Here is a 19,681-nt window from a genome sequence, read left to right as displayed (position 1 = left end):
GTGCCCCGGCCCGTCGCGTTGCCCCGGCCGGACCACCGGCGGTCCGGCCGGGTGTACTCCCGCCGGACCGGGGGCACAGAGTCCGGCATGAACCACGAGGAAGACCACCAGGAGCGGCGCCGCGTGCGGCCCGAGAACGTCAGCGACCTCACGGTGGAGGCGCTGGGCTCGCTCTCCAAGGCCCTGGAGACCACCGAGCGGGCCCGCGGCCACCTGTACTCCTTCCACCAGCTCACCGGCACCGCCGACCTGGAGCTGGACAGGGCGGTGGCGCTGCTCAGACGGGCCGGCCACGAGGAGTGGGCCGCCCTCGTCGAGCGGGAGGTCCTCGGCCGCAACGTCATTCCGGGCCACTGGACGTTCCAGGTGGTCGAGTCCTACGACCGGACGTACTACGAGCCGTTCAAGAAGGCCGAACGCGACGCCGTCGCCACCCTCGCCGAGGGCCGGGCCCACCTCTACGAGGCCGAGATGAAGGAACGGCGGCGCACGCACGGCCACCGGGACCACACCGCGACCCCCGAGGAGACGCGCTAGGGGGTGTCCGGAAAGTCCCGCCCGCCCGGCGCCTTCCCGCGCCGCCGGGCGCACGGCCCGGCGGCGCGGGAAAGGAGCCGGTCCTATCCTGGCGTCATGGCCGTCGATCTCTTCGCAGGCGTCCCCGTGGAGGACTACACGGCGGCGCTGAGCTGGTACGAGCGCCTGTTCGGTGCCCCGCCGGCGTTCCTCCCGAACGACACGGAGGCCGTCTGGGAGCTCGGGGAGCACCGCTACGTGTACATCGAGCAGCGGCCCGGACGGGCCGGCAACGCCCTGCACACGCTCTTCGTCGACGACCTCGACGCCCGGGTCGCCGGGATCACCGCGCGCGGACTGAGGCCCGTCGACCGCGAGACCTACGCGAACGGCGTGCGCAAGGTGACGTACGAGGACCGGGACGGGAACCAGATCGGCTTCGGGGGCGGGCCGGAGGACGGGTAGGGCCACTCCGTGCAGACCTTCCTCCCGTACGCCGGGTTCGCCGACTCGGCCGCCGCGCTCGACCCGCGGCGGCTGGGCAAGCAGCGCGTCGAGGCCCTCCAGGTCCTCCGGGGACTCACCGTCCCCGGATACGGCTGGCGCCGGCACCCCGCGGTGCGCATGTGGGCCGGATACGAGGAGGCCCTGGTGCGCTACGGCCTGGAGGTCTGCGGGGTCTGGACGGCCGAGGGGCGCTCCGACACCTGCGCCGCCACGCTGACGCGCGACTACCTCGCCCTGAACCCCGGGGAAGGGGTGAGGGACCAGGACGAACTCGCGGCGGCCGGCGAGCTGCCGCCCTGGCTCGGCGACCCCGCGTTCCACCGCAGCCACCGTTCCGCGCTGCTGCGCAAGGCCCCCGAGCTCTACCGCGACCTCTTCCCCGGAGTCCCCGACGACCTCCCCTACGTCTGGCCGTCGTCGGACCGGGGCGGCGGGCCCGACCCCTCCTGACCCCGCCGCGCACCCCCCCGGTGGGGCCCCGGCCCGTACACTGGGTGACCATGCGACGGCGTTCCGGAGGACCGGGGGACGGGGCCGAGGGCCTGTTCGACATGGGTGAGCTCATGGGCACCCCGGCGGAAGACGCGGGCGCCCGCGCCTTCCGCGACGGAGCCGAGGCGCGGAGGCTGCTCGACGTGGCGGAGATCCACGCCGAGCCCGCCGCCGCGGACTCCTGGCGGGGCCGGCAGATCATCGCCCGGTACCCGGACGCCCGGCTCGTCGAGACGGAGTCCCACTGGCGCGTCCCGCACCTGCACGGCAACGCCGGAAACGTGGAGCGCTGGGTGCGGACCAAGCGCGACACCCTGGTCCTCGGGGAGCGGAAGTCCTTCGGCGTCCGGCCCAACGGCCGCTCCGCCGACTGGATCGCCCCCGGCCTCTCCAACGGCTGCGCCATGGCCTGCGCGTACTGCTACGTCCCGCGCCGCAAGGGCTTCGCCAACCCCGTCACCGTCTTCACCAACGTGGACCGCGTCCTCGCCGCCCTGGGCCGGCACATCGCCGCCACCGGGCCCAAACGGGAGCCCAACCAGTGCGACGACCTGGCCTGGGTGTACGACATCGGGGAGAACGGCGACTGCTCGGTCGACGACCTGATCAGCGACAACACCGCCGATCTGGTCCGGGCCTTCCGCCGGTGGCCCACCGCCAAGGCGTCCTTCGCCACCAAGTTCGTCAACCCCGACCTGCTGCGGCTCGACCCGCGGGGCCGTACGCGGATCCGCTTCTCCGTGATGCCGCCGGACGACTCCAGGCTCCTCGACATCCGGACGAGCCCGGTCCCCGACCGCCTCGCGGCCGCGGCCGACTTCCTGGAGGCCGGGTACGAGGTGCACTTCAACCTCTCCCCGGTGGTGATCCGTCCCGGCTGGGAGCAGGGGTGGGACGAGCTGCTCCGCGCCATGGACGACGTGCTCCCCGGGAGCGTGAAGGCCCAGGCCGCGGCGGAGGTCATCATGCTCACGCACAACCAGGACCTGCACGAGGTCAACCTCGGCTGGCACCCCCGTGCCGAGGAGGTCCTGTGGCGCCCGGACCTCCAGCAGCCCAAACGCTCCGAGAACGGCGCCCGGAACGTGCGCTACCGCACGGGGACCAAGGCGTCCGCCGTCGAGGCCCTGCGCCGCCTGATCGACGCGCGCGCCCCGTGGCTGCGGGTGCGGTACGCCTTCTGACCGCGACCGGACAGGAGCGGACGGGGTATTTCGGGGCACACGTACGAGAACGGCCGACGGTCGGCCGGACAGGAGGCGCAGCCATGGCAGAGGCATCCCGACCCGGCCCGGCGGCGGACGAGGCCCGGGCGGCCCTGGAGGACGTGTCCGACCCCGCCGCGAAGGCCGTGGTCCTGGCCCTGCTCGCGGTCCGCGACGAGCTGAGGACCATGTCCGAGCGGGAGGCCCGTGTGGACGCGCGGCTGAAGCAGATGAACCAGTACCTCGGGGCCCTCGCCAACAAGCCCTGACCGGCAAGCCCTGACCGGCGCAGGACGGTCGGGCGAGCAGCACCCCACGGGGGCCGCCCGCCCGACCGTCCTGCCGGTCAGGGCCCTCGGCGGCCTACCGGCCGGTGCCGTCGGCGGCCGGGGCGTCGTCGTCGTCCAGGGGAAGGGTCGGCCGGAAGCACGCCGTGACCGTCTTGCCGTGCCGCTGGCAGCGCATGCTCCACTCGTCGGCGAGCGCCCGCACGATGTTCACGCCCCGCCCCGACAGCGCGCCCTCGTCCGCCTCGCGGGGACGGGGCAGCGTCGGGTCCTCGTCGTGGACGCTGATGTGGAGGCAGTCGCCGTCCCAGGTGAGCACGAGCTGCGCGTCGCTGTGCGCGTGGAGGTGGGCGTTGGTGAGCAGCTCGGAGACGGCCAGGACGACGGAGTCCACCGTCTCCGGCTCCCGGGCCGTCCACGGCAGGGCGGCGAGGTGCCGCCGTGTCCACTGCCGACCGGCCTGCACACCACCGGACACGGGGAACGAGTGCGCCCACCCCATCGCCTTGACCGTCACGCTCTTCACTCCTTCGAGGGCCGCCCACGTCGTCCGTACGGGACCCGGATACCCGGCAATCGCCCCGGCAGACACGGCGGGTCCCACGGCCCGGGCCCGTTCCGGCCGCCCGGGGGCCGGAACGGGCCGGTGGGCTCAGGCGAGGTCGAACCGGTCGAGGTTCATCACCTTGTCCCAGGCGGCCACGAAGTCGCGCACGAACTTCTCGCCCGCGTCCTGGGAGGCGTAGACCTCCGCGAGGGCGCGGAGCTGGGAGTGCGCGCCGAAGACGAGGTCCACGGGGGTGGCCGTCCACCTGAGCTCGCCCGTGGCGCGATCGCGGCCCTCGAAGACGTTCTCCTCCGTGGCCGACGTCTTCCACTCCGTGCCCATGTCGAGCAGGTTGACGAAGAAGTCGGTGGTCAGCGCCTCGGGCCGGTGGGTGAAGCGGCCGTGCGGGGCCCCCGCGAAGCCGGTGTCCAGGACCCGCATACCGCCGACGAGCGCCGTCATCTCGGGCGCGGTCAGCGTCAGCATGTTGGCACGGTCCAGGAGGAGGGTCTCCGGCGACAGCTTCTCGCCCGCCTGGAGGTAGTTGCGGAACCCGTCCGCCTTGGGTTCGAGCACGGCGAACGCCTCCACGTCCGTCTGCTCCTGCGAGGCGTCCGTGCGCCCCGGCGCGAACGGGACCGTGACGTCGTGTCCGGCGTTCCGCGCGGCCTGCTCGACGGCCGCGCAGCCGCCCAGGACGATCAGGTCGGCGAGCGAGATCCGCTTCCTCCCGCCCTGCGCGTCGTCGAACTCCCGCCGGATCTCCTCCAGGGCCTCCACGGTCCCGGTCACCTCGGGCAGCGCGTTGACCGCCCAGTCCTTCTGCGGGGCGAGCCGGATCCGGGCCCCGTTGGCCCCGCCGCGCTTGTCGGTGCCGCGGAAGCTCGCCGCCGACGCCCACGCGGTGGTGACGAGCCGGGGGAGGGACAGGCCCGAGTCGAGGATCTCGCGCTTGAGCGAGGCGACGTCCTCGTCCGAGACCAGCTCGTGGTCGACCGCGGGCACGGGGTCCTGCCAGAGCTGCGGCTCGGGGATCCAGGGCCCCAGGTAGCGCGAGAGGGGCCCCATGTCACGGTGCAGCAGCTTGTACCAGGCCTTGGCGAAGGCCTCCGCGAGCTGGTCCGGGTTCTCGTGGAAGCGCTTCGTGATCGGCCCGTAGACCGGGTCCACCTTCAGCGCGAGGTCCGTCGTCAGCATCATCGGGGCGTGCTTCTTCGACGGGTCGTGGGCGTCGGGCACGGTGTCCTTCGCCGACGGGTCCGTGGGCGTCCACTGCTTCGCGCCGGCCGGGCTCGTCGTCAGCTCCCACTCGTACCCGTACAGGTTGTCCAGGTAGCCGTTGTCCCACCTCGTCGGCCGGGAGGTCCAGGCGCCCTCCAGACCGCTGGTGAGCGCGTCGCCGCCCACGCCGGTGCCGTACGTGTTCCGCCAGCCGAGGGCCTGCTGCTCGAAGGGGGCGGCCTCGGGCTCCGGGCCGATGTACGAGGGGTCGACCGCGCCGTGGCACTTGCCGAACGTGTGGCCGCCGACGATGAGCGCCGCCGTCTCCTCGTCGTTCATCGCCATGCGGCCGAACGTCTCCCGGATGTCCCGGGCGGCGGCCAGCGGGTCGGGGTTCCCGTTGGGGCCCTCCGGATTGACGTAGATCAGGCCCATCTGCACGGCGCCGAACGGACCGGTGAGCTCCCGGTCGCCGCTGTAGCGCTCGTCCCCGAGCCAGGTGTCCTCGGGACCCCAGAAGATCTCCTCCGGCTCCCAGACGTCCTTCCGCCCGAAGGCGAAGCCGAACGTCTCGAACCCCATGGACTCCATGGCGCAGTTGCCGGCGAAGACGAGGAGGTCGGCCCAGGAGATCTTCCGGCCGTACTTCTGCTTGACCGGCCAGAGCAGCCTGCGTGCCTTGTCGAGGCTCGCGTTGTCCGGCCAACTGTTGAGGGGCGCGAAGCGCTGGGCGCCGGAGCCGCCGCCGCCCCGGCCGTCGGCGGTGCGGTACGTCCCGGCGGCGTGCCAGCTCATCCGGATGAAGAGCGGCCCGTAGTGGCCGTAGTCGGCGGGCCACCAGTCCTGCGAGGCCGTCATCACCTCGAAGACGTCCCGCTTCAGCGCGTCGAGGTCCAGGGTCGCGAACTCCGCCGCGTAGTCGAAGTCCTCGCCCATCGGGTTGGCCAGGGGCGAGTGCTGGTGGAGGACCTGGAGGTCCAGTTGGTTGGGCCACCAGTCCCGGTTGGTCCGGGGCCGGGTCGGCGCCGGGGTGGGGGCGGGGATCGCCGGGTTCTCGCTTTCGCTGCCGGACACGTCCGTCCTTCCTCCTGTGTCGGTGTTCTTGCGCCGAGCACCGCGACCCGCGCCCGTCACGCGCCGCGGCGCCGCCGGCCGGAACCGCCCGACCGGACCCACGGGGTGGGGGAGCTTGTGTCGGCGTCCGTATGCTCGCGCACACCGGCCGCGCGGCCGGGGGAACACGCAGGGCACCCGCGCTTTACACGTCATCACACCGGAGCGGTGGCCGTGGAGGGGCGGAGGGCGCCCGCCGGGAACCAGGACGTCCCCGTCACTCCCGCGGCGTCGTTCCCGTGGCCCGTCCGTCCCCGTCCCAGGTGATCTCCAGGACCCGTTCGACGGCCTCGCGGTCGAGCGGCCCGCACACGTGCGGGAAGAGGGTTCCGCCGGGGACCCCCGGCGGCGGGGCGGGGACGGCCGCCTCCCACTCCGTCCGGGCCGACAGCCGGCCCTCGTCGAGGACGAGCGCCAGGAGGGGCCTGGGGGAGGCGCGGTAGAAGGCGTTGACGACGGCGAGCGCGGTCGCCTCGTCGGGCGCGCAGTGGACGAAACCCTCCTCGGCCAGGGACGCGGGCGCGTAGGGCCGCTCCGGACGGGCGGACCATTCGGCGAGCGGGACGACGTGATAGATCATGCTCCGGTTATACCGGCCGGGGCGGGGCAGGCGGGGCGCCGGGACCGGTGGCAGGCGGGGAACGGAAGCCGGGGGACGAGAACCGTCCCCGCGCGCCCCCGCTCCCGCCGGTGGGATCCTGGAAACAACGGAAGGGGCCGCGCGCCGGCCCGTACGGCCACGGCCCGACGGCGCGAGGAGGCAGACATGACCCGCACTCTGGAGTGGAAGGTCGGTCTGGAGCTGGTCGAGGACGGCGGTACGACCCGGGCCGAGGCCCGGCTGAACACCGGGACCTCCACGCTCACGGGCCACGGCTCCGCCCACCGCAACCCGGCGGACACGGACGTGCCGGCGATCGGCGACGAGCTCGCCGCGAGCCGGGCGATGAAGGACCTGGCCGGCAAGCTGATGCGGGAGGCCGACCGCGAGATGGAGGCGGTGGGCGCCGGGACCGTGCCGCGGCACACCGGCCCCGGGTACGGCTGGCCGGAGGCGGTCTCCTGACGGACGACGCCCGCTACCGGGGGGGCGGGAGCCCTCAGGCCCCGCCCCCCTCCTCGTACGCCAGTCTGTCCACGACCTCCACCACCCCGTCCACCGTCTCGCACAGACGGACCAGGATCGGGCCGATTCCCGGCCGCTCCAGCGTGCCGCTCAGCGTCACCCGGCCCTCGTCGACGTCGATGTGCACGGCGGAGGGGGAGAGGCGCAGGATCCGGACGACCACGTCCTCGCGGATCTCCTCCTGGATGGAACGGTCCCGGCGCAGGAACAACTGGAGCAGGTCGCTCCGGCTCAGCACCCCGATCAGCCGCCCCTCCGCGTCCACGACCGGCAGCCGCTTCACCCGGTGCCGCTCCATCCGCCGGGCCGCCTCGACCGCCGTCCACGACGGCCGGGCCGTGACGACCGGGCTCGACATCATGGCCTCCGCCGTGCTCGGCCCGTCCTTCGCCGTGTGCCGCCGCAGCAGGTCGGCCTCGGAGACGACGCCCACCGGCCGGTTCTCGTCGTCCACCACCGGGACCGCGGTGATGCCGTACTCGTCGAGGAGCCGCGCGATCTCCTTGAACGGCGTCCCGCGCTGCACCGCGACCGCGGTGGGCGTCATCAGGTCCGCGACACTGCGGTGCCTCATCGTCCGTTCCGTCCCTTCTGCGTTCCGGATTCCATGATCCCGCACCGGGGGACCTCTCGGAACGAGGGGTGGGGGACGGAGGGCCGGCCGGACCGCCTTCCGGTCCGGCCGGCCCCACCCGTACGGGGGTCCTCGTGCCCCTCAGGACCGGTGGACCGCCACCTCGTGGAGCGAGTACCCCCACTTCGTGGCCCGTCGTTCGCCGTGCACCCGTACGTAACGGGCCGCCTGCGACGGGAACTCCGCCGTGTCGTACCCGCCGTCCCCGGCGGTCGTGGACCAGACCGTCCGCCAGTCCGTGCCGTTCTCCGACAGCTCGATCCGGTAGCCGCTCGCGTACGCGTGCTCCCAGTCGAGGACGACCCGCCCGACCGGGCGGACCGACTCGAGGTCCACCCGCAGCCACTGGTCGTCCGACCAGCCACTGGCCCAGCGGGTGCCCGTGTCGCCGTCGACGGCCCGGCCCGGCGCGTAGCTCGTGAACGGGTTCCACTCCGAGGAGCTGGCCGACGCGGGCGCACCCGCCGCCAGGTTCACCCCCGGCTCGTGCGCCTCGGTCGCCCGCCACGTCGTCAGGTACGACTCGGCGCCGCCCGCCAGTTCGTTCACGACGCCCTGCCCGCCGTCGGTCAGCCGGATCTGCTCGATCCAGTCGGGGACCATGCCGTTGTGCGCGGCGCCGTCGGTGTTGAGGTCCCAGACGCGCTGCCCGGTGACCTGGCGGTCGAGCACCGCGCCGCCGTCGACGCTGCGGAAGGGGTACGTCACGGCGTTCGGCGCGCCGGTGCCGACCGGGCCGGGCCAGCCGCCGACGCCGTTCATGTCGGTGCCGTAGCCGAGCCCGACCCCGTACTTCGCGCGGAGCGCGGCCTTCTGTCCCGCCTCGCCGACGAAGCCCTCCGCGCCGTGCATGTACTGGGCGACGAAACCGCCCAGGCGGTAGAGCCGTTCGGTCCAGTCGAGGTCCATCCAACTGTGGCTGGAGAGGACGCCCGGGTACTCCTCGGACTCCAGGACGTCCAGCGCCCGGCCCGCGGCCTTGACGCTCATGTGGTCGAGCTCCAGCATCATCCCGCGGTCGATCATGCCCCGCAGGGCGTACTCGCCGAGCCGGGTCAGGCCGCGGGTGTTGCACTTGGCGTCGGAGGCGTACGAGGGGACGCTCACCCCCGGCGGCAGCTTCGACGCCATCACCGGGGCCGCCGCCAGACCGATCGGGTTGTCGTGCTGGGGTCCCGCACACTTCTCGGTGGCCCAGAAGGTGCCGGTCGACAGGAACTGGCCGATGTTGACCGCCGTGCCGATGGCCCCCTCGTCGAAGCGGACGCCGCACAGCGCGTTGTCGAACTTGTGGCACAGGAACATGCTGCGCACCCCGAGGCCGTACAGCTCGTCGAGGCCGCGGTCGATGTCCGCCTTGTCGCACTGGGCCACGTCGAGGATCTGCTTGCAGCCGAACGGCTCCGAGGTCTCCACGCCGAGGACGACCGCGAGCTTGCCCTGCTCGACCACCGAGCGGGCCTGCGCGGCGTCGGTGACGATCCGGAACCAGCCCTTGCCGGGCCCGCCGTACATCCGGTCGACGTAGGCCTGGAGCTCGTACGTCCTGCGGGCCTGGAGCCGGATCGAGTCCATCTCGTCGCAGCTCCGGTCGCGGGGCAGGATCGAGCAGATCAGGCCGTTGGTCACCAGGTCGTCGACGAGGACGCGCTGTCCGCCGCGCCAGGCGCGCTCGACCCAGGCGTAGTAGTTCTGCTGGTGGGTGAGCGAGTCGTGGGCCGGCCAGTCCTCGAACGTGGGCCAGCCGACCGGGTCGTGGTGGCCGTCGGCGCCGCCCGTGATGTTCTCGAACAGCGCGCCGGAGCCGTCGGGGTAGTGCTCGGGGCAGTCCTTGAGCGCGTCGGCCGCTCCTGCCTCGGAGAACGTCCGGCCGCAGATGAGCCGCCCGCCGAAGCCCTCGTCGGACATCAGGTGGTTGTGCGCGTCGACGAACCCGCGCACCTTCCCCCGGGCGTCCGTGCCGGTGAACGGCGCGCCCGTGACGTTGATCTGCGAGTCGGCGGCGGGACGGGACACGGGCTCCCACCACGAGCCGCCCGCGGCCGCGGGGACCGGGGCGGAGCCGAAGAGGACGGCGGCCAGGGCGAGGACGAGCGCCAGGAGGGCGGATCCGCCGCCCCTCCCGCGCGAGAGGGTTCGGGTCATGGTCAGCGAGCCTCCGGTCGGTGGGGAAGTACCGGGCGTGCCGAGGATCGCGGTGCCGGAGGACCGAGTCAAGAGTCCGGGACGGATGACCTACTCGCGGCCGGGAGCGGGCGCGTACGCCTCAACCCTCCATCAGGGACACGAGTTGATCGGCCATCAGGTCGAGGTGGCCGTCCGCCGTGTGCTCGTCGCCGAGGACGAGGAACTGGAGGGTGAGGCCGTCGATCGCCGCCGCCAGGTACCGCGCGACCACCTCCACCGGCGTCTTCGGCGCGATCCCCCGCACCGCGGCCACCCGCTCGACCAGGTCGGCCGCCGACGCCACGTACTGCGCGTACTGGGCCCGCGCCAGGTGCTCGAACCCCGGCTCGCGCAGCGCGTACTGGGTCAGGTCGTACGTCAGCATGTGCTCGCGGGGGTGGGCGGTGACGTGGTCCCAGTACGTGCGGAGCGCGCCCCGGACGGTCTCGCGCAGGGTGGCACCCGGCTCCACCGCCGACATCACGCGCGCCACGTAGTTGTCGGTGATCGTCTCGATCGCGGCTTCGAGGAGCGCCTGCTTGGACGCGAAGCAGTAGTGGAAGACGCTCAGCGACACCCCCGCCTCGGCGCAGATCGACCGGGTGGTGGTCCTGGCGACCCCGTCCCTGGTCATCGCCCTGATCGCCGCCTCGACCAACTGCCTGCGCCGTTCGGCCGAAGACATCCGCGCCATGGTTCCTCCTCGCGTCCGGCGCCAGGGTAACCGCAGCCCCCGGCGCCGCGATCGGCCCGGCCCGCGCTTTGCACCGGGTCCCGGGCCGCCGCCCCCGCCGGGTCCCCGTCGTCTCCGCCGGGTCTCAGGCCGCCGCCCCCGCGCGGGCCGCCCCGTCCGCCGCAGCCTCCACGAGCGCCCGCAGCCGCGGCGCGACCTCCTCGCCGACCCGGTAGGCCTCTTCGAGGTGCGGGTAGCCGGACAGGACGAACTCGTCGATGCCGGCCCGCCCGTACTCGAAGAGCCGCCGCGCCACCTCGTCGTGCGAGCCGACCAGGGTCGTGCCCGCGCCCTCGCGGACGAGTCCGATGCCCGCCCACAGGTTGGGGGAGACGGTCAGGTTCTCGGCGGAACCGCCGTGCAGCGCGGTCATCCGGGCCTGCCCGGTCGAGTCCATCCGGGCGAACCGCTCCTGCGAGGCGCGGACCGCCTCCGGGTCGAACCCGGCCAGGATCCGGTCGGCCTCCCGCCAGGCCTCGGCGGCGGTGTCACGGGTGATGACGTGGAGGCGGATCCCGAAGCGCAAAGTGCGCCCGGCCCGCGCGGCCTTCTCCCGCACCCGGGCGACGCGCTCGGCGACGGCGGCCGGGGGCTCGCCCCACAGCAACTGCACCTCGGCGTGGCGGGCGGCGATCTCCTCGGCCTCCGGCGACGCGCCGCCGAAGTAGAGGGGCACGGGCGCCTCCACGGAAGGGTCGTGCAACCGGGCGTCCTCCACCCGGACGTGACGGCCCGCCAGGTCGACGGCGCCGCCGTCGAGCAGCGCCCGCACCACCTCCATGAGCTCGCCGGTCCTGACGTACCGCTCGCCCTTCGGCAGGTGGTCGCCGTACGCCCGCTGCTCGACCGGGTCGCCGCCGGTGACCACGTTCAGCGCGATCCGGTCGCCGAAGAGGCGCCGGAAGGTGTCGGCCTGCTGGGCGATCAGCGTCGGCTGGGCGAGACCGGCCCGGAACGCCACCAGGAAGCCGATCCGCTCCGTCACCGCCGCGACCGCCGGGGTCAGCACCCACGGGTCCACGCAGCCGAGCCCCACGGGCGTCAGCAGCTTGGCGAAACCGGCCTGTTCGGCCGCACGGGCGACCTGTGCCAGATAGCCGAGGTCGGCGCCGCGGCGGGTCGCGGCGGCGGTGCGGCCCTGGACGGCGGTGACCCCGCCGGGATCGCGGCCGTCACCGCCGGTGGGCAGGAACCAGTGCAGTACGGGGGCGGCGGAAGAGGACATGCGGGCGTACCTCGGAGGAAGTGCGGGCGGGGACGGACGTACGGGACGCCCGCCGGGCACGGGAAAGGCGGCCGGAGGAACGGGAGTCCGGGGCCCGGGGCGTCGAACGCGGCGGAACCGGCCGACGGGGGAGGTCCGCCGGGGGCGCGAAGGGAGCGAGGAGAGCCGGGAAGGGCTCAGCGACGGGCCGCGCGGCAACGGCGGTCGACCCGACACAGCATCCCCGCGACACGCAGAAGATCCACGTGGCGACGGGAGACGAGGGCGGGGTTCATGGGCGCATCCTCGCCGCGCGAACGCTCCGCTCACAAGTCTCGTCCGTCATGCGGACCGCCAGGTCTCAGTGGCCGGGACCCCGGTCCTCCGGCCAGGCGCCCCGGTCGGCGATCCGCAGCACCAGGGCGGCGATGTTCCACGCGTCGTCCTCGCCCCGGTGGTGGCGCCCCTCCAGGGGCAGCCCCGCGACCTCCAGGGCCTGCGCCATGCCGGGACGCCGGGCGAGCCCGTACGCCTCGGTGAAGACCGCCTTCGCGTTGGTGTGGCGCCGCCCGAAGGGGTACTGCGTGCCGGTGGCCCGGCACTGGTGGGTGAACTGCTTGCGGTCGTACTCGCCCCAGCTCGCCCAGGGCCGCCTCCCCGCCCCGTACGTGGTGGCGAGGAGCCGGCAGGCGGCGGCGAAGTCCAGACCCGTGTCGACCTCGGCCTGGGTGAGGCCGGTCAGTTCGGTGCAGAACGCGCTGACCCGCGAGCGGGCCGGACGCACCAGGATCCGGTGCCTGGAGACCCGCTCCCGCGCCTCCAGGTCGACCACGGTCAGCCCGATCTCGATGATCTCGCTCACCGCGCCGGGCGGGCGCTCGCCCTCCCAGCAGGTCGCCTCGACGTCGACGACGTTGACCAGGCCCCCGTGTTCCATGCGGACGAGCGTAGGGCGCGCCGCCACCAACGACACCCGGTTTTTCCGGGGGTTCAGTCCGCGTCCCGCCCCAGGACCTCGCGCAGGGCCGCCACCGCGTGCGCCCGGTGCTCGTCGAGCCAGCGGACGGCGGCCTCCTCGTCGCCGTGCCGGAGCGCGGAGATCACGGCCCGGTGCTCCCGCACGGCCAGCTTCCGGTGCGGGGCGTCCGCGTAGTACAGCGAGCGGTACGCGTCGGTGGCGTCCCACAGGGTCGCGATGAGACGTACCAGGCGCGGCATCCCGGACGCCTCGATCAGGGTGAAGTGGAAGAGCCGGTTCGCCGCCGCCATCGCGGGCACGTCCCCGTCGGCCGCGGCCCGCTCCACCTCGCGCTGGATCCCTTCGAGCGCGCCGACCGTGCCCTCCGGCATCCGCACCGCGGCCAGGCGGACCGCCTCCGTCTCCAGGAGCTCCCGGATCCGGTAGATCTCCTCCAGGTCGCCGAGCGAGAGCTCCGCGACGAAGTAGCCCCTGTGTATGTGATGGACCACCAGGCCCTCGGCCTCCAGGGCCTTGAGGGCCTCGCGCAGCGGCACCCGGCTCACCTCGAACCGCGCTGCGAGGGCGTCCTGGCGGATCTGGTCGCCCGGCTTCAGCTCCCCGGTGGTGATGGCGCGCCGCAGTTCCTCCAGGACGAACTGCTGGGCGGTCTGCGGCCGCCGCTTCTGCACCGCGCTGCTCATCCCCTGTGACCTTCCGTTCCTCGTGCCGCCGCTCCGGGGGAGCGCCCCGTCGGCGGACGGCTCCTCCGGCGGTGACCATCTTCCTACGGATCCCCCGGATCTTCCCCCGGGTCAGGGCGCGCCCGTGGTCCGTCCCTCCGCGCCGAGCACGGCGTCCGTGTGCTCGCCCAGGCGCGGGGGAGCGACCCGGTAGGAGGGCGGGGTGGCGCCGAGCCGGATCGGATGGGCGACCTGGCCGGGGCCGGCCGCGGACTCGGGGACGCGCGGGGCGAGCCCCAGTCGGTCGGCCAGGTCGAAGGCGGCCGCCAGGTCGTTGATGGGCCCGCAGGGCACGCCGGCCGCCGTCAGCTCCTCGCACCAGGCGTCGGCGGTACGGCTTTCGAGCGGCCCGGCGAGGGCCGCCGCCAACTCCTCCCGGTGGGCCACCCGGGCCGCGTTGGTCGCGAAGCGCCCGTCCCCGGCCAGCTCCGGCAGGCCGAGCCGCTCGCACAGCGTCCGGAACTGCCGGTCGTTGCCCACCGCCAGGACCAGCGGCCGGTCCTCCGCCTCGAACACCTCGTACGGGGTGATGCTCGGGTGCCGGTTCCCCATCGCGCGCGGCACGACCCCCGCCCCCAGGTACGCGGCGGCCTGGTTGGTGAGCGCGGAGAGCAGGGAGCCGAGCAGCGAGACCTCCACGCGCTGGCCCTCGCCGGTGCGCTCCCGGTGCCGGAGCGCGGCGAGCACGCCCATCCCCGCGTGCAGACCGGTGACGACGTCGACCAGGGCGACCCCCGTCTTCGTCCCCGGACCGTCCGGCTCGCCCGTCACGCTCATCAGACCGCCCATGGCCTGGACGAGCAGGTCGTACCCCGGGAGCCGGGCGCCCTCCGCGGTCCCGAAACCGGTCACCGAGCAGTAGACGAGCCCCGGGTTCGTCGCCCGCACGTCCTCGTGACCGAGGCCCAGCTTCTCCATCGTGCCGGGACGGAAGTTCTCCACCAGGACGTCCGCCCGGTCCACGATCGCGCGCGCCGCCGCCAGGTCCCCTGGATCCGTCAGATCGAGCGACACGGAGCGCTTGTTCCGGTTCACCCCGAGGAAGTACGTGGCCTCCCCGCCCGCGAACGGCGGCCCCCACGCGCGCGTGTCGTCGCCGGTCCCCGGCCGCTCGATCTTGATCACGTCCGCGCCCAGGTCGGCGAGGAGCATCGTCATGTACGGACCGGCGAGGACCCGGCCGAAGTCCGCGACGACGATCCCGGAGAGGGCTCCGGGCGCGGCGTCGGGCGGGGCGCCGGGCGCGGTGTCGGACGGGGCCGGCTGGTCTGCGCGCATTCCGCTCTCCTCGGGATCGGCGGCCGGACATCGGATCCAGTGCATCGGATCCCCTGCATCGGATTCGGATATTGGATCCAGTCCACCGGACCGTAGGGCCGGGGCGGCGGATTTTCAATACTGGATCCAATATCCGATGTCCGGCTACGCTTCGGCACGCCGAGTCGTCGCCAGTCGCCCACCGCCAGGAGGCCGTCCGTGAAGTCGTCGTCCACCCCCGTCCACCCCTTCGACCTGCTCGCCGTCGACGGACTCCTGACCGACGAGGAGCGCGAGATCCGGCGCACCGTGCGGGCCGTCGCCGACCGCGAGCTGCGGCCGCACGTCGCCGGCTGGTTCGAGAAGGGCGAGATCCCCGCCCGCGAGCTCGCCCGCACCCTCGGCGGGACCGGCGTGCTCGGCATGCACCTGGAGGGCTACGGCTGCGCGGGCACCAACTCCGTCGCGTACGGCCTGGCCTGTCTGGAGCTGGAGGCCGTCGACTCGGGACTGCGCTCCCTCGTCTCCGTGCAGGGCTCCCTCGCCATGTACGCGATCTGGAAGTACGGCTCGGAGGAGCAGAAGCAGCGGTGGCTGCCGAAGATGGCGGCGGGCGAGTACATCGGCTGCTTCGGCCTCACCGAGCCGGACGCCGGTTCGGACCCCGGCGCCATGCGGACCAACGCCAAGCGGGACGGCTCCGACTGGGTGCTCAACGGCACCAAGATGTGGATCACCAACGGCTCCGTCGCCGACGTGGCCGTCGTCTGGGCCCGCACCGAGGACGGCGTCCGCGGCTTCCTCGTCCCGGCCGGCACCCCCGGCTTCAGCGCCCCCGAGATCAGGATGAAGCTGTCGCTGCGGGCGAGCGTCACCAGCGAACTGGTCCTGGAGGACGTACGGCTCCCGGCCGACGCGATGCTGCCGGAGGCCCGCGGCCTCTCCGGCCCGCTCGGCTGCCTCAACGAGGCCCGCTTCGGCATCGTCTTCGGCGCGCTCGGCGCCGCCCGCGACTGCCTGGAGACGGCGATCTCCTACGCCCGGGACCGCACCGTCTTCGCCCGTTCCCTCGCCTCGTACCAGTTGACGCAGCAGAAGCTCGCGGACATGTCCGTCGAGCTCGGCAAGGGCATGCTCCTCGCCCTCCACCTGGGCCGCCTGAAGGACGCGGGCGCGCTCACCCCCGAACAGGTCAGCGTCGGCAAGCTGAACAACGTGCGCGAGGCGATCGCGATCGCCCGCGAGTGCCGCACGATCCTGGGCGCCAACGGCATCACCCTGGAGTACCCGGTCCTGCGCCACGCCAACAACCTGGAGTCGGTGCTCACCTACGAGGGCACGAGCGAGGTCCACTCCCTGGTCATCGGCAAGGCGCTCACCGGCGAGCAGGCGTTCCGCTGAGCCGTCCGCCGAGCCGTCCCGCCCGCCCGGCCGCGGCGGGCCCTCAGCCCGCCGTGACCCGCCGGACGAAGGCGTCGAGGTTGGCCGTCGTACGGGCGATCTGCTCGTCGAGGGTGAGGGACTCCTCCTGGCGCCGGCCGCGCAGCTTCGGCTGCCGCTTGCCCCGGACGTAGAGGGAGCAGGCGAGGTCGGCGCAGAGGTAGATCCCGACCGTGTTCCCGTCGCGGCCGCGGCTCCCGGCGAGCGGCGCCACGAGGAGCGTCACGCCCGAGGAGGCGTGCCCGGTCAGGCAGATCTGGCACATGCTCGACCTCACGGCGCTGGTCCGGCCGGCGGCCGGGACCCGCAGGGACACCCCGAGCGGCCCGTCCTCGTGCGGGACGACCAGGTGCGCGCGCAGCGGCGCGCCCGGGTCGACCCAGCCGAGGAAGTCCAGGTCGTCCCAGGGGAGCTCGGCGAAGTCGAGCGGCAGCTTGAGCCGGGACGCCTCGCCCTTGGTGCAGTTCACGAAGGACGAGCGGATCTGTTTGTCGGTCAGCGGTTCCACCCGGTGGACCGTACACGTGTCGTTCCGGACGGGCATCCGAATAAGGCGGCGCCCCACGGGGACGGCCCCGTGGGGCAGGCCTTCCTCCCCCCGGCCTAGGCCGAGGGGGCGGGAGCCGGGGCGGGAGGCGAAGCCGGGGAGCCCACCGAGCCGCTCGTGTTCGGGTCCGCCGGCGTGTCGGCCGGGCCGTCCGGTGCCGGACCCGAGTTCGGGGCCGAGGAGTCGGGCGGGGCCGGCGGCTCGGGCGGCGCCGAGGAGTCGGGTCGGGGCGAGTCCGGCCGGGGGGAGTCGGGCCGGGGCGAGGAGTCCGGCGGCGGGGACGAGTCCGGGGGCGCGGACGAGTCGGACGGCGTGTCCGGCGAGGACGTCGACGGGCCGGGGGAGGTGCCGTCGGAGGGGCAGGGCGACGCGCCCGGCGGACACGGTGCCGGGGACGTCGAGGTCGGCGGCGAGGTCGGCTCGTCCCGGTCGCCGGTGTCGCCGTGCTTCCGCGCGAACCAGCCGCCGTCCTCGGGGTCGTACACCACGAAGGTGTTCACGACCGCCGGGGCGGGCGCGACGGCGACCACCTGGTCGGCGTCGTAGCCCTGCCAGGGAGTGCCCGTCGTCCGGGGGTTCTTCTGCGGGACCGGTTCGGTGAGCGGGTTGCCGCAGGCGCAGCGCACTCGCGGCACGCCCCGGTCGTCGACCAGGACCGCCGTGCCGGACTGGAGGACCGCCTGGTACGCGGTGGCGGAGCCGTCCTTGAAGCCGTGGTTCGTCACCCGGGTGTCGGCCCGGAGCTGGAGCGGGGTGAGGGAGCGCAGGTAGCCGGGCACCTCGTTCGCCGAGACGCGCAGGACCGAGGCGAAGGCCGCGTTCTTCGCGGGCTCGCCGGAGAGGTAGCGCACCTGCCGCTCCACGTCGCAGCTCGCCACCGACTTCGTCCCGCCGTAGAGGCCGGGCGCGGCGCCCGAGACCCGGGGCGTGGCGGCTTCCGCGGAACCGGTGCGGGGCGGCAGCGAGGGCGGCGGGGCGGAGTCGGTGGAGCGGGCCGTCGACCGGGTGAACGGGTCCGGTCCGGTCGAGGAGGCGCTCTGCAGGAAGACCTCCCCGCCGCCGGCGTTCGTCGTGCCGCCGCCGTCGTCGCCGGAGCGACTGGTGAGCACGACGATCAGGGCGACGGCCGCCACGAGCACGGCGGTGATCGAGGCGACCTTCGGGACGGAACGCCACCACGGGCCGCCGCCCTTGCCGCCGTCACCGGGATAGCGGGACGAGCCCCCGCCGTCCGGGCCGCCACCGGAGCCGCCCGAACCGCCGGAACCCCCGGAGCCGCCGGAGGGCGGTCCGGTCGGCGGCGGGGGGCCGGCGGCGTTCGGGCGGGTGCTCGGGCCCGAGAGGGGGCCCGAGGGGGGACCTGTCGGGGGGACCGACGGCGGACCGGACGGAGGGCCGGACGGCGGGTGGGAAGTCACGTTTTTCCCTTTCTTCCGTTCCGGGCCCATTGTGTGCGCCGACCGGTGCCCGCCCGCAAGCGGAGGCACCCGATCCCGCGACACCCTGCGACCAGGCCCCGGCCCGGTCCCGTGACCACGACCCCGCGGCCCCGGCCCCACCCGGAGGCACGGGCGCTCCGTCCGCAAGCGCGTGCCCGTACCCGGTACTAGCGTGGTCACCGTGAGCAGCAGGCCCCCCACCTCCACGCGGCCCGCCGCGACCCCGACCGGGTCCTTCGCCCGGATCGCCCTCCAGGCCCTGGTGGCCGTGGTCGCCGGGTACCTCTCGATGGGCGTCGTCGCCGCACTCGGCCTCTGGGCCGCGGGCGCCGCCGACCTGCCCGGCGGCTTCCCCGCCGTCCTCGCCGCCGTCGTCGTCATGGCCTCGGGCGGCGAGGTCGAACTCTCCGGCGACGCCGGAGCCCTCGCCGGGACCCAGGCCCAATTGACCGCCATGCCCCTCACCGTCACCCTGGTGGGCGCACTGGTCACCGGCTACTGCTTCCTGCGCCCCCTGCGCCACCACGCGGTGACCGGCGCCCGCGAACTCCTGCTCCGCGCCGCGGCCGTCGTCGTCCTCTGGCTGATCGCCCTCGCGGGGATCTCCGCCCTCGCCCGCCACGACTTCCGGATCACCCTCGGCGGCCGGGAGACCGAGGACCCGCTCACGGACCTCTTCGGCGACCTCCTCGACTCCGTGAACCCGACCGTCGGCTTCCGCACCGCCCTCGGACCCACGCTCCTCCACGGCCTCCTGTGGATCCTCGGCGTGCTCCTCGTCGCCCTCCTCGTCTCCCGCAGGACCCCCCTGCCGTCCCGGCTCGTCCGCTACCAGGAACCCGTCCGGCCCGCCGCCCGCGCGATGCTCCTCCTGCTCCTCGCGTACGTGCTCGTGGGCCTGGTCGCCGGCCTCGTCGTCGCGGCGACCAGGGGCCACCCCGCCGACACCTTCGCGGTCCTCCTCCTCGGCCTGCCCAACATCACCTGGATCGCCCTCGGCGTGGGCATCGGCGGCTCCTGGGAGGGCAGGGCGGAAGGCCCCTTCGGGCTGCCCGTGCCGCAGGTCCTCGACGCCGTCCTGCGCGACGGGAGCGGTGACGCCTCGAAGCTCTCGACCATCGACCTGTCCTCGCTCGCCGCGCAGGACGGACGGGCCTGGTGGCTGCTCCCCGTCGCCGCCGTCCTGGTCCTCGCCGCCGCCTTCGCCGCCGCCGTGCGCTCTCCGGCCCGGACCCGGCCCTGGCAGCACTCCCTGCGCCTGGGCGTCGCCTTCGCGCTCGCCATGCTGGTCGCCGCCCCGGTCACCCTCGTCGAGGCCCGCTTCGGCCTCTCGGTCCTCGGCATCGGCGCACTCGACTCGCTCGGCGGGCAGGTGCTGCTGCGTCCGCACGTCTGGGCGATCGTCGGCCTCGCGCTCCTCTGGGGTCTGGTCCTCGGCCTCCTCGGCGGCCTCCTGGCCTCCCGGGTCCACCGGAAGGGCGAGGTGGAGCCGCCGGTCCACCGCGAGGACGGCGCCGGTCCGCCGGGGCCGCCGCCCGCCCCGTAA

General features: G+C 74.1%; 21 protein-coding genes. 8 read left to right on the top strand and 13 right to left on the bottom strand.

The features are described from left to right. The first annotated feature begins 87 nt into the window (after positions 1–87). The 5 genes from ACFYNX_RS01440 (at position 88) to ACFYNX_RS01420 (ending at position 2,989) form a co-directional block, all read left to right on the top strand. Positions 88–537 (top strand): hypothetical protein, encoded by a 450-nt coding sequence (locus ACFYNX_RS01440; RefSeq protein WP_388656393.1) that lies wholly within the window; start codon positions 88–90, stop codon positions 535–537. A gap of 96 nt (positions 538–633) precedes the next feature. Next, positions 634–981: a VOC family protein gene (locus ACFYNX_RS01435; protein ID WP_388656390.1), complete on the top strand. Its 348-nt coding sequence runs from the start codon at positions 634–636 to the stop codon at positions 979–981. Positions 982–990: 9 nt separating this feature from the next. Beyond that, positions 991–1,473: an MSMEG_6728 family protein gene (locus ACFYNX_RS01430; RefSeq protein ID WP_365540661.1), complete on the top strand. Its 483-nt coding sequence runs from the start codon at positions 991–993 to the stop codon at positions 1,471–1,473. 50 nt (positions 1,474–1,523) lie between these two features. Further along, positions 1,524–2,699, top strand: coding sequence for a spore photoproduct lyase family protein (locus ACFYNX_RS01425; RefSeq protein WP_388656387.1), 1,176 nt, complete (start codon positions 1,524–1,526; stop codon positions 2,697–2,699). Positions 2,700–2,782: 83 nt separating this feature from the next. Further along, complete coding sequence (locus ACFYNX_RS01420) at positions 2,783–2,989, top strand: hypothetical protein (RefSeq protein ID WP_125664614.1); 207 nt, start codon at positions 2,783–2,785, stop codon at positions 2,987–2,989. Positions 2,990–3,083: 94 nt separating this feature from the next. Here the strand turns inward: ACFYNX_RS01420 and ACFYNX_RS01415 are convergent, their stop codons facing one another. From ACFYNX_RS01415 to ACFYNX_RS01405, 3 genes are all read right to left on the bottom strand, one after another. Next, a complete protein-coding gene (locus tag ACFYNX_RS01415; RefSeq protein ID WP_365540665.1) occupies positions 3,084–3,524 on the bottom strand; it encodes an ATP-binding protein in 441 nt (146 codons plus the stop codon). Between the two features lie 135 nt (positions 3,525–3,659). Further along, positions 3,660–5,849: a catalase/peroxidase HPI gene (gene katG, locus ACFYNX_RS01410; protein WP_365540667.1), complete on the bottom strand. Its 2,190-nt coding sequence runs from the start codon at positions 5,847–5,849 to the stop codon at positions 3,660–3,662. A 256-nt stretch (positions 5,850–6,105) separates the two neighbouring features. Beyond that, a complete protein-coding gene (locus tag ACFYNX_RS01405; protein ID WP_125664608.1) occupies positions 6,106–6,468 on the bottom strand; it encodes a DUF952 domain-containing protein in 363 nt (120 codons plus the stop codon). A gap of 186 nt (positions 6,469–6,654) precedes the next feature. On the opposite strand from ACFYNX_RS01405, the gene ACFYNX_RS01400 reads away from it, so the two are divergent. Further along, positions 6,655–6,954: a DUF1876 domain-containing protein gene (locus tag ACFYNX_RS01400; RefSeq protein WP_365540671.1), complete on the top strand. Its 300-nt coding sequence runs from the start codon at positions 6,655–6,657 to the stop codon at positions 6,952–6,954. Between the two features lie 34 nt (positions 6,955–6,988). Here ACFYNX_RS01400 and ACFYNX_RS01395 read toward each other — a convergent pair whose 3' ends face one another. The 8 genes from ACFYNX_RS01395 to ACFYNX_RS01360 form a co-directional block, all read right to left on the bottom strand. Then, a complete protein-coding gene (locus ACFYNX_RS01395; protein WP_388656382.1) occupies positions 6,989–7,588 on the bottom strand; it encodes a CBS domain-containing protein in 600 nt (199 codons plus the stop codon). Between the two features lie 141 nt (positions 7,589–7,729). Next, the gene (locus ACFYNX_RS01390; RefSeq protein ID WP_388656379.1) at positions 7,730–9,793 is read right to left on the bottom strand and encodes a discoidin domain-containing protein; all 2,064 of its coding nucleotides are present in this window, start codon (positions 9,791–9,793) and stop codon (positions 7,730–7,732) included. A 121-nt stretch (positions 9,794–9,914) separates the two neighbouring features. Beyond that, on the bottom strand, positions 9,915–10,508 hold the full coding sequence (locus ACFYNX_RS01385) for a TetR/AcrR family transcriptional regulator (protein ID WP_388656376.1): 594 nt from the start codon (positions 10,506–10,508) through the stop codon (positions 9,915–9,917). 124 nt (positions 10,509–10,632) lie between these two features. After that, a complete protein-coding gene (locus tag ACFYNX_RS01380) occupies positions 10,633–11,772 on the bottom strand; it encodes an LLM class flavin-dependent oxidoreductase (RefSeq protein WP_388656373.1) in 1,140 nt (379 codons plus the stop codon). Positions 11,773–11,948: 176 nt separating this feature from the next. After that, positions 11,949–12,047, bottom strand: coding sequence for a putative leader peptide (locus tag ACFYNX_RS01375; RefSeq protein WP_365540679.1), 99 nt, complete (start codon positions 12,045–12,047; stop codon positions 11,949–11,951). Positions 12,048–12,112: 65 nt separating this feature from the next. Further along, complete coding sequence (locus ACFYNX_RS01370) at positions 12,113–12,688, bottom strand: 3'-5' exonuclease (protein WP_365540680.1); 576 nt, start codon at positions 12,686–12,688, stop codon at positions 12,113–12,115. Positions 12,689–12,741: 53 nt separating this feature from the next. Then, the gene (locus ACFYNX_RS01365) at positions 12,742–13,413 is read right to left on the bottom strand and encodes a GntR family transcriptional regulator (RefSeq protein WP_388656369.1); all 672 of its coding nucleotides are present in this window, start codon (positions 13,411–13,413) and stop codon (positions 12,742–12,744) included. Positions 13,414–13,524: 111 nt separating this feature from the next. Continuing rightward, on the bottom strand, positions 13,525–14,730 hold the full coding sequence (locus tag ACFYNX_RS01360) for a CaiB/BaiF CoA transferase family protein (RefSeq protein ID WP_388656366.1): 1,206 nt from the start codon (positions 14,728–14,730) through the stop codon (positions 13,525–13,527). A gap of 198 nt (positions 14,731–14,928) precedes the next feature. On the opposite strand from ACFYNX_RS01360, the gene ACFYNX_RS01355 reads away from it, so the two are divergent. Then, a complete protein-coding gene (locus ACFYNX_RS01355; RefSeq protein WP_381403347.1) occupies positions 14,929–16,110 on the top strand; it encodes an acyl-CoA dehydrogenase family protein in 1,182 nt (393 codons plus the stop codon). Between the two features lie 43 nt (positions 16,111–16,153). Here ACFYNX_RS01355 and ACFYNX_RS01350 read toward each other — a convergent pair whose 3' ends face one another. Then, a complete protein-coding gene (locus ACFYNX_RS01350) occupies positions 16,154–16,657 on the bottom strand; it encodes an FBP domain-containing protein (RefSeq protein WP_388656363.1) in 504 nt (167 codons plus the stop codon). Positions 16,658–16,752: 95 nt separating this feature from the next. Further along, positions 16,753–18,144 (bottom strand): DUF6777 domain-containing protein, encoded by a 1,392-nt coding sequence (locus tag ACFYNX_RS01345; RefSeq protein ID WP_388656360.1) that lies wholly within the window; start codon positions 18,142–18,144, stop codon positions 16,753–16,755. 163 nt (positions 18,145–18,307) lie between these two features. Between ACFYNX_RS01345 and ACFYNX_RS01340 the strand changes: the two genes are divergently transcribed. Next, entirely contained in the window at positions 18,308–19,681 is a 1,374-nt protein-coding gene (locus ACFYNX_RS01340; RefSeq protein WP_388656357.1) for a streptophobe family protein, read from the top strand.

The sequence above is a fragment of the Streptomyces sp. NPDC007872 genome (genome assembly GCF_042868165.1).
GTDB lineage: Bacteria > Actinomycetota > Actinomycetes > Streptomycetales > Streptomycetaceae > Streptomyces.
This window is presented reverse-complemented; position numbering and strand designations above follow the sequence as displayed.

What these genes read in the sequence shown, in the direction of transcription:
- ACFYNX_RS01440 (WP_388656393.1), top strand. Translation starts at nt 88, where the DNA reads ATGAACCACGAGGAAGACCACCAGGAGCGGCGCCGCGTGCGGCCCGAG.
- ACFYNX_RS01385 (WP_388656376.1), bottom strand. Translation starts at nt 10,508, where the DNA reads ATGGCGCGGATGTCTTCGGCCGAACGGCGCAGGCAGTTGGTCGAGGCG.
- ACFYNX_RS01365 (WP_388656369.1), bottom strand. Translation starts at nt 13,413, where the DNA reads ATGAGCAGCGCGGTGCAGAAGCGGCGGCCGCAGACCGCCCAGCAGTTC.
- ACFYNX_RS01360 (WP_388656366.1), bottom strand. Translation starts at nt 14,730, where the DNA reads ATGCGCGCAGACCAGCCGGCCCCGTCCGACACCGCGCCCGGCGCCCCG.
- ACFYNX_RS01375 (WP_365540679.1), bottom strand. Translation starts at nt 12,047, where the DNA reads ATGAACCCCGCCCTCGTCTCCCGTCGCCACGTGGATCTTCTGCGTGTC.
- ACFYNX_RS01420 (WP_125664614.1), top strand. Translation starts at nt 2,783, where the DNA reads ATGGCAGAGGCATCCCGACCCGGCCCGGCGGCGGACGAGGCCCGGGCG.
- ACFYNX_RS01400 (WP_365540671.1), top strand. Translation starts at nt 6,655, where the DNA reads ATGACCCGCACTCTGGAGTGGAAGGTCGGTCTGGAGCTGGTCGAGGAC.
- ACFYNX_RS01435 (WP_388656390.1), top strand. Translation starts at nt 634, where the DNA reads ATGGCCGTCGATCTCTTCGCAGGCGTCCCCGTGGAGGACTACACGGCG.
- ACFYNX_RS01425 (WP_388656387.1), top strand. Translation starts at nt 1,524, where the DNA reads ATGCGACGGCGTTCCGGAGGACCGGGGGACGGGGCCGAGGGCCTGTTC.
- ACFYNX_RS01395 (WP_388656382.1), bottom strand. Translation starts at nt 7,588, where the DNA reads ATGAGGCACCGCAGTGTCGCGGACCTGATGACGCCCACCGCGGTCGCG.
- ACFYNX_RS01345 (WP_388656360.1), bottom strand. Translation starts at nt 18,144, where the DNA reads ATGGGCCCGGAACGGAAGAAAGGGAAAAACGTGACTTCCCACCCGCCG.
- ACFYNX_RS01370 (WP_365540680.1), bottom strand. Translation starts at nt 12,688, where the DNA reads ATGGAACACGGGGGCCTGGTCAACGTCGTCGACGTCGAGGCGACCTGC.
- ACFYNX_RS01405 (WP_125664608.1), bottom strand. Translation starts at nt 6,468, where the DNA reads ATGATCTATCACGTCGTCCCGCTCGCCGAATGGTCCGCCCGTCCGGAG.
- ACFYNX_RS01390 (WP_388656379.1), bottom strand. Translation starts at nt 9,793, where the DNA reads ATGACCCGAACCCTCTCGCGCGGGAGGGGCGGCGGATCCGCCCTCCTG.
- ACFYNX_RS01380 (WP_388656373.1), bottom strand. Translation starts at nt 11,772, where the DNA reads ATGTCCTCTTCCGCCGCCCCCGTACTGCACTGGTTCCTGCCCACCGGC.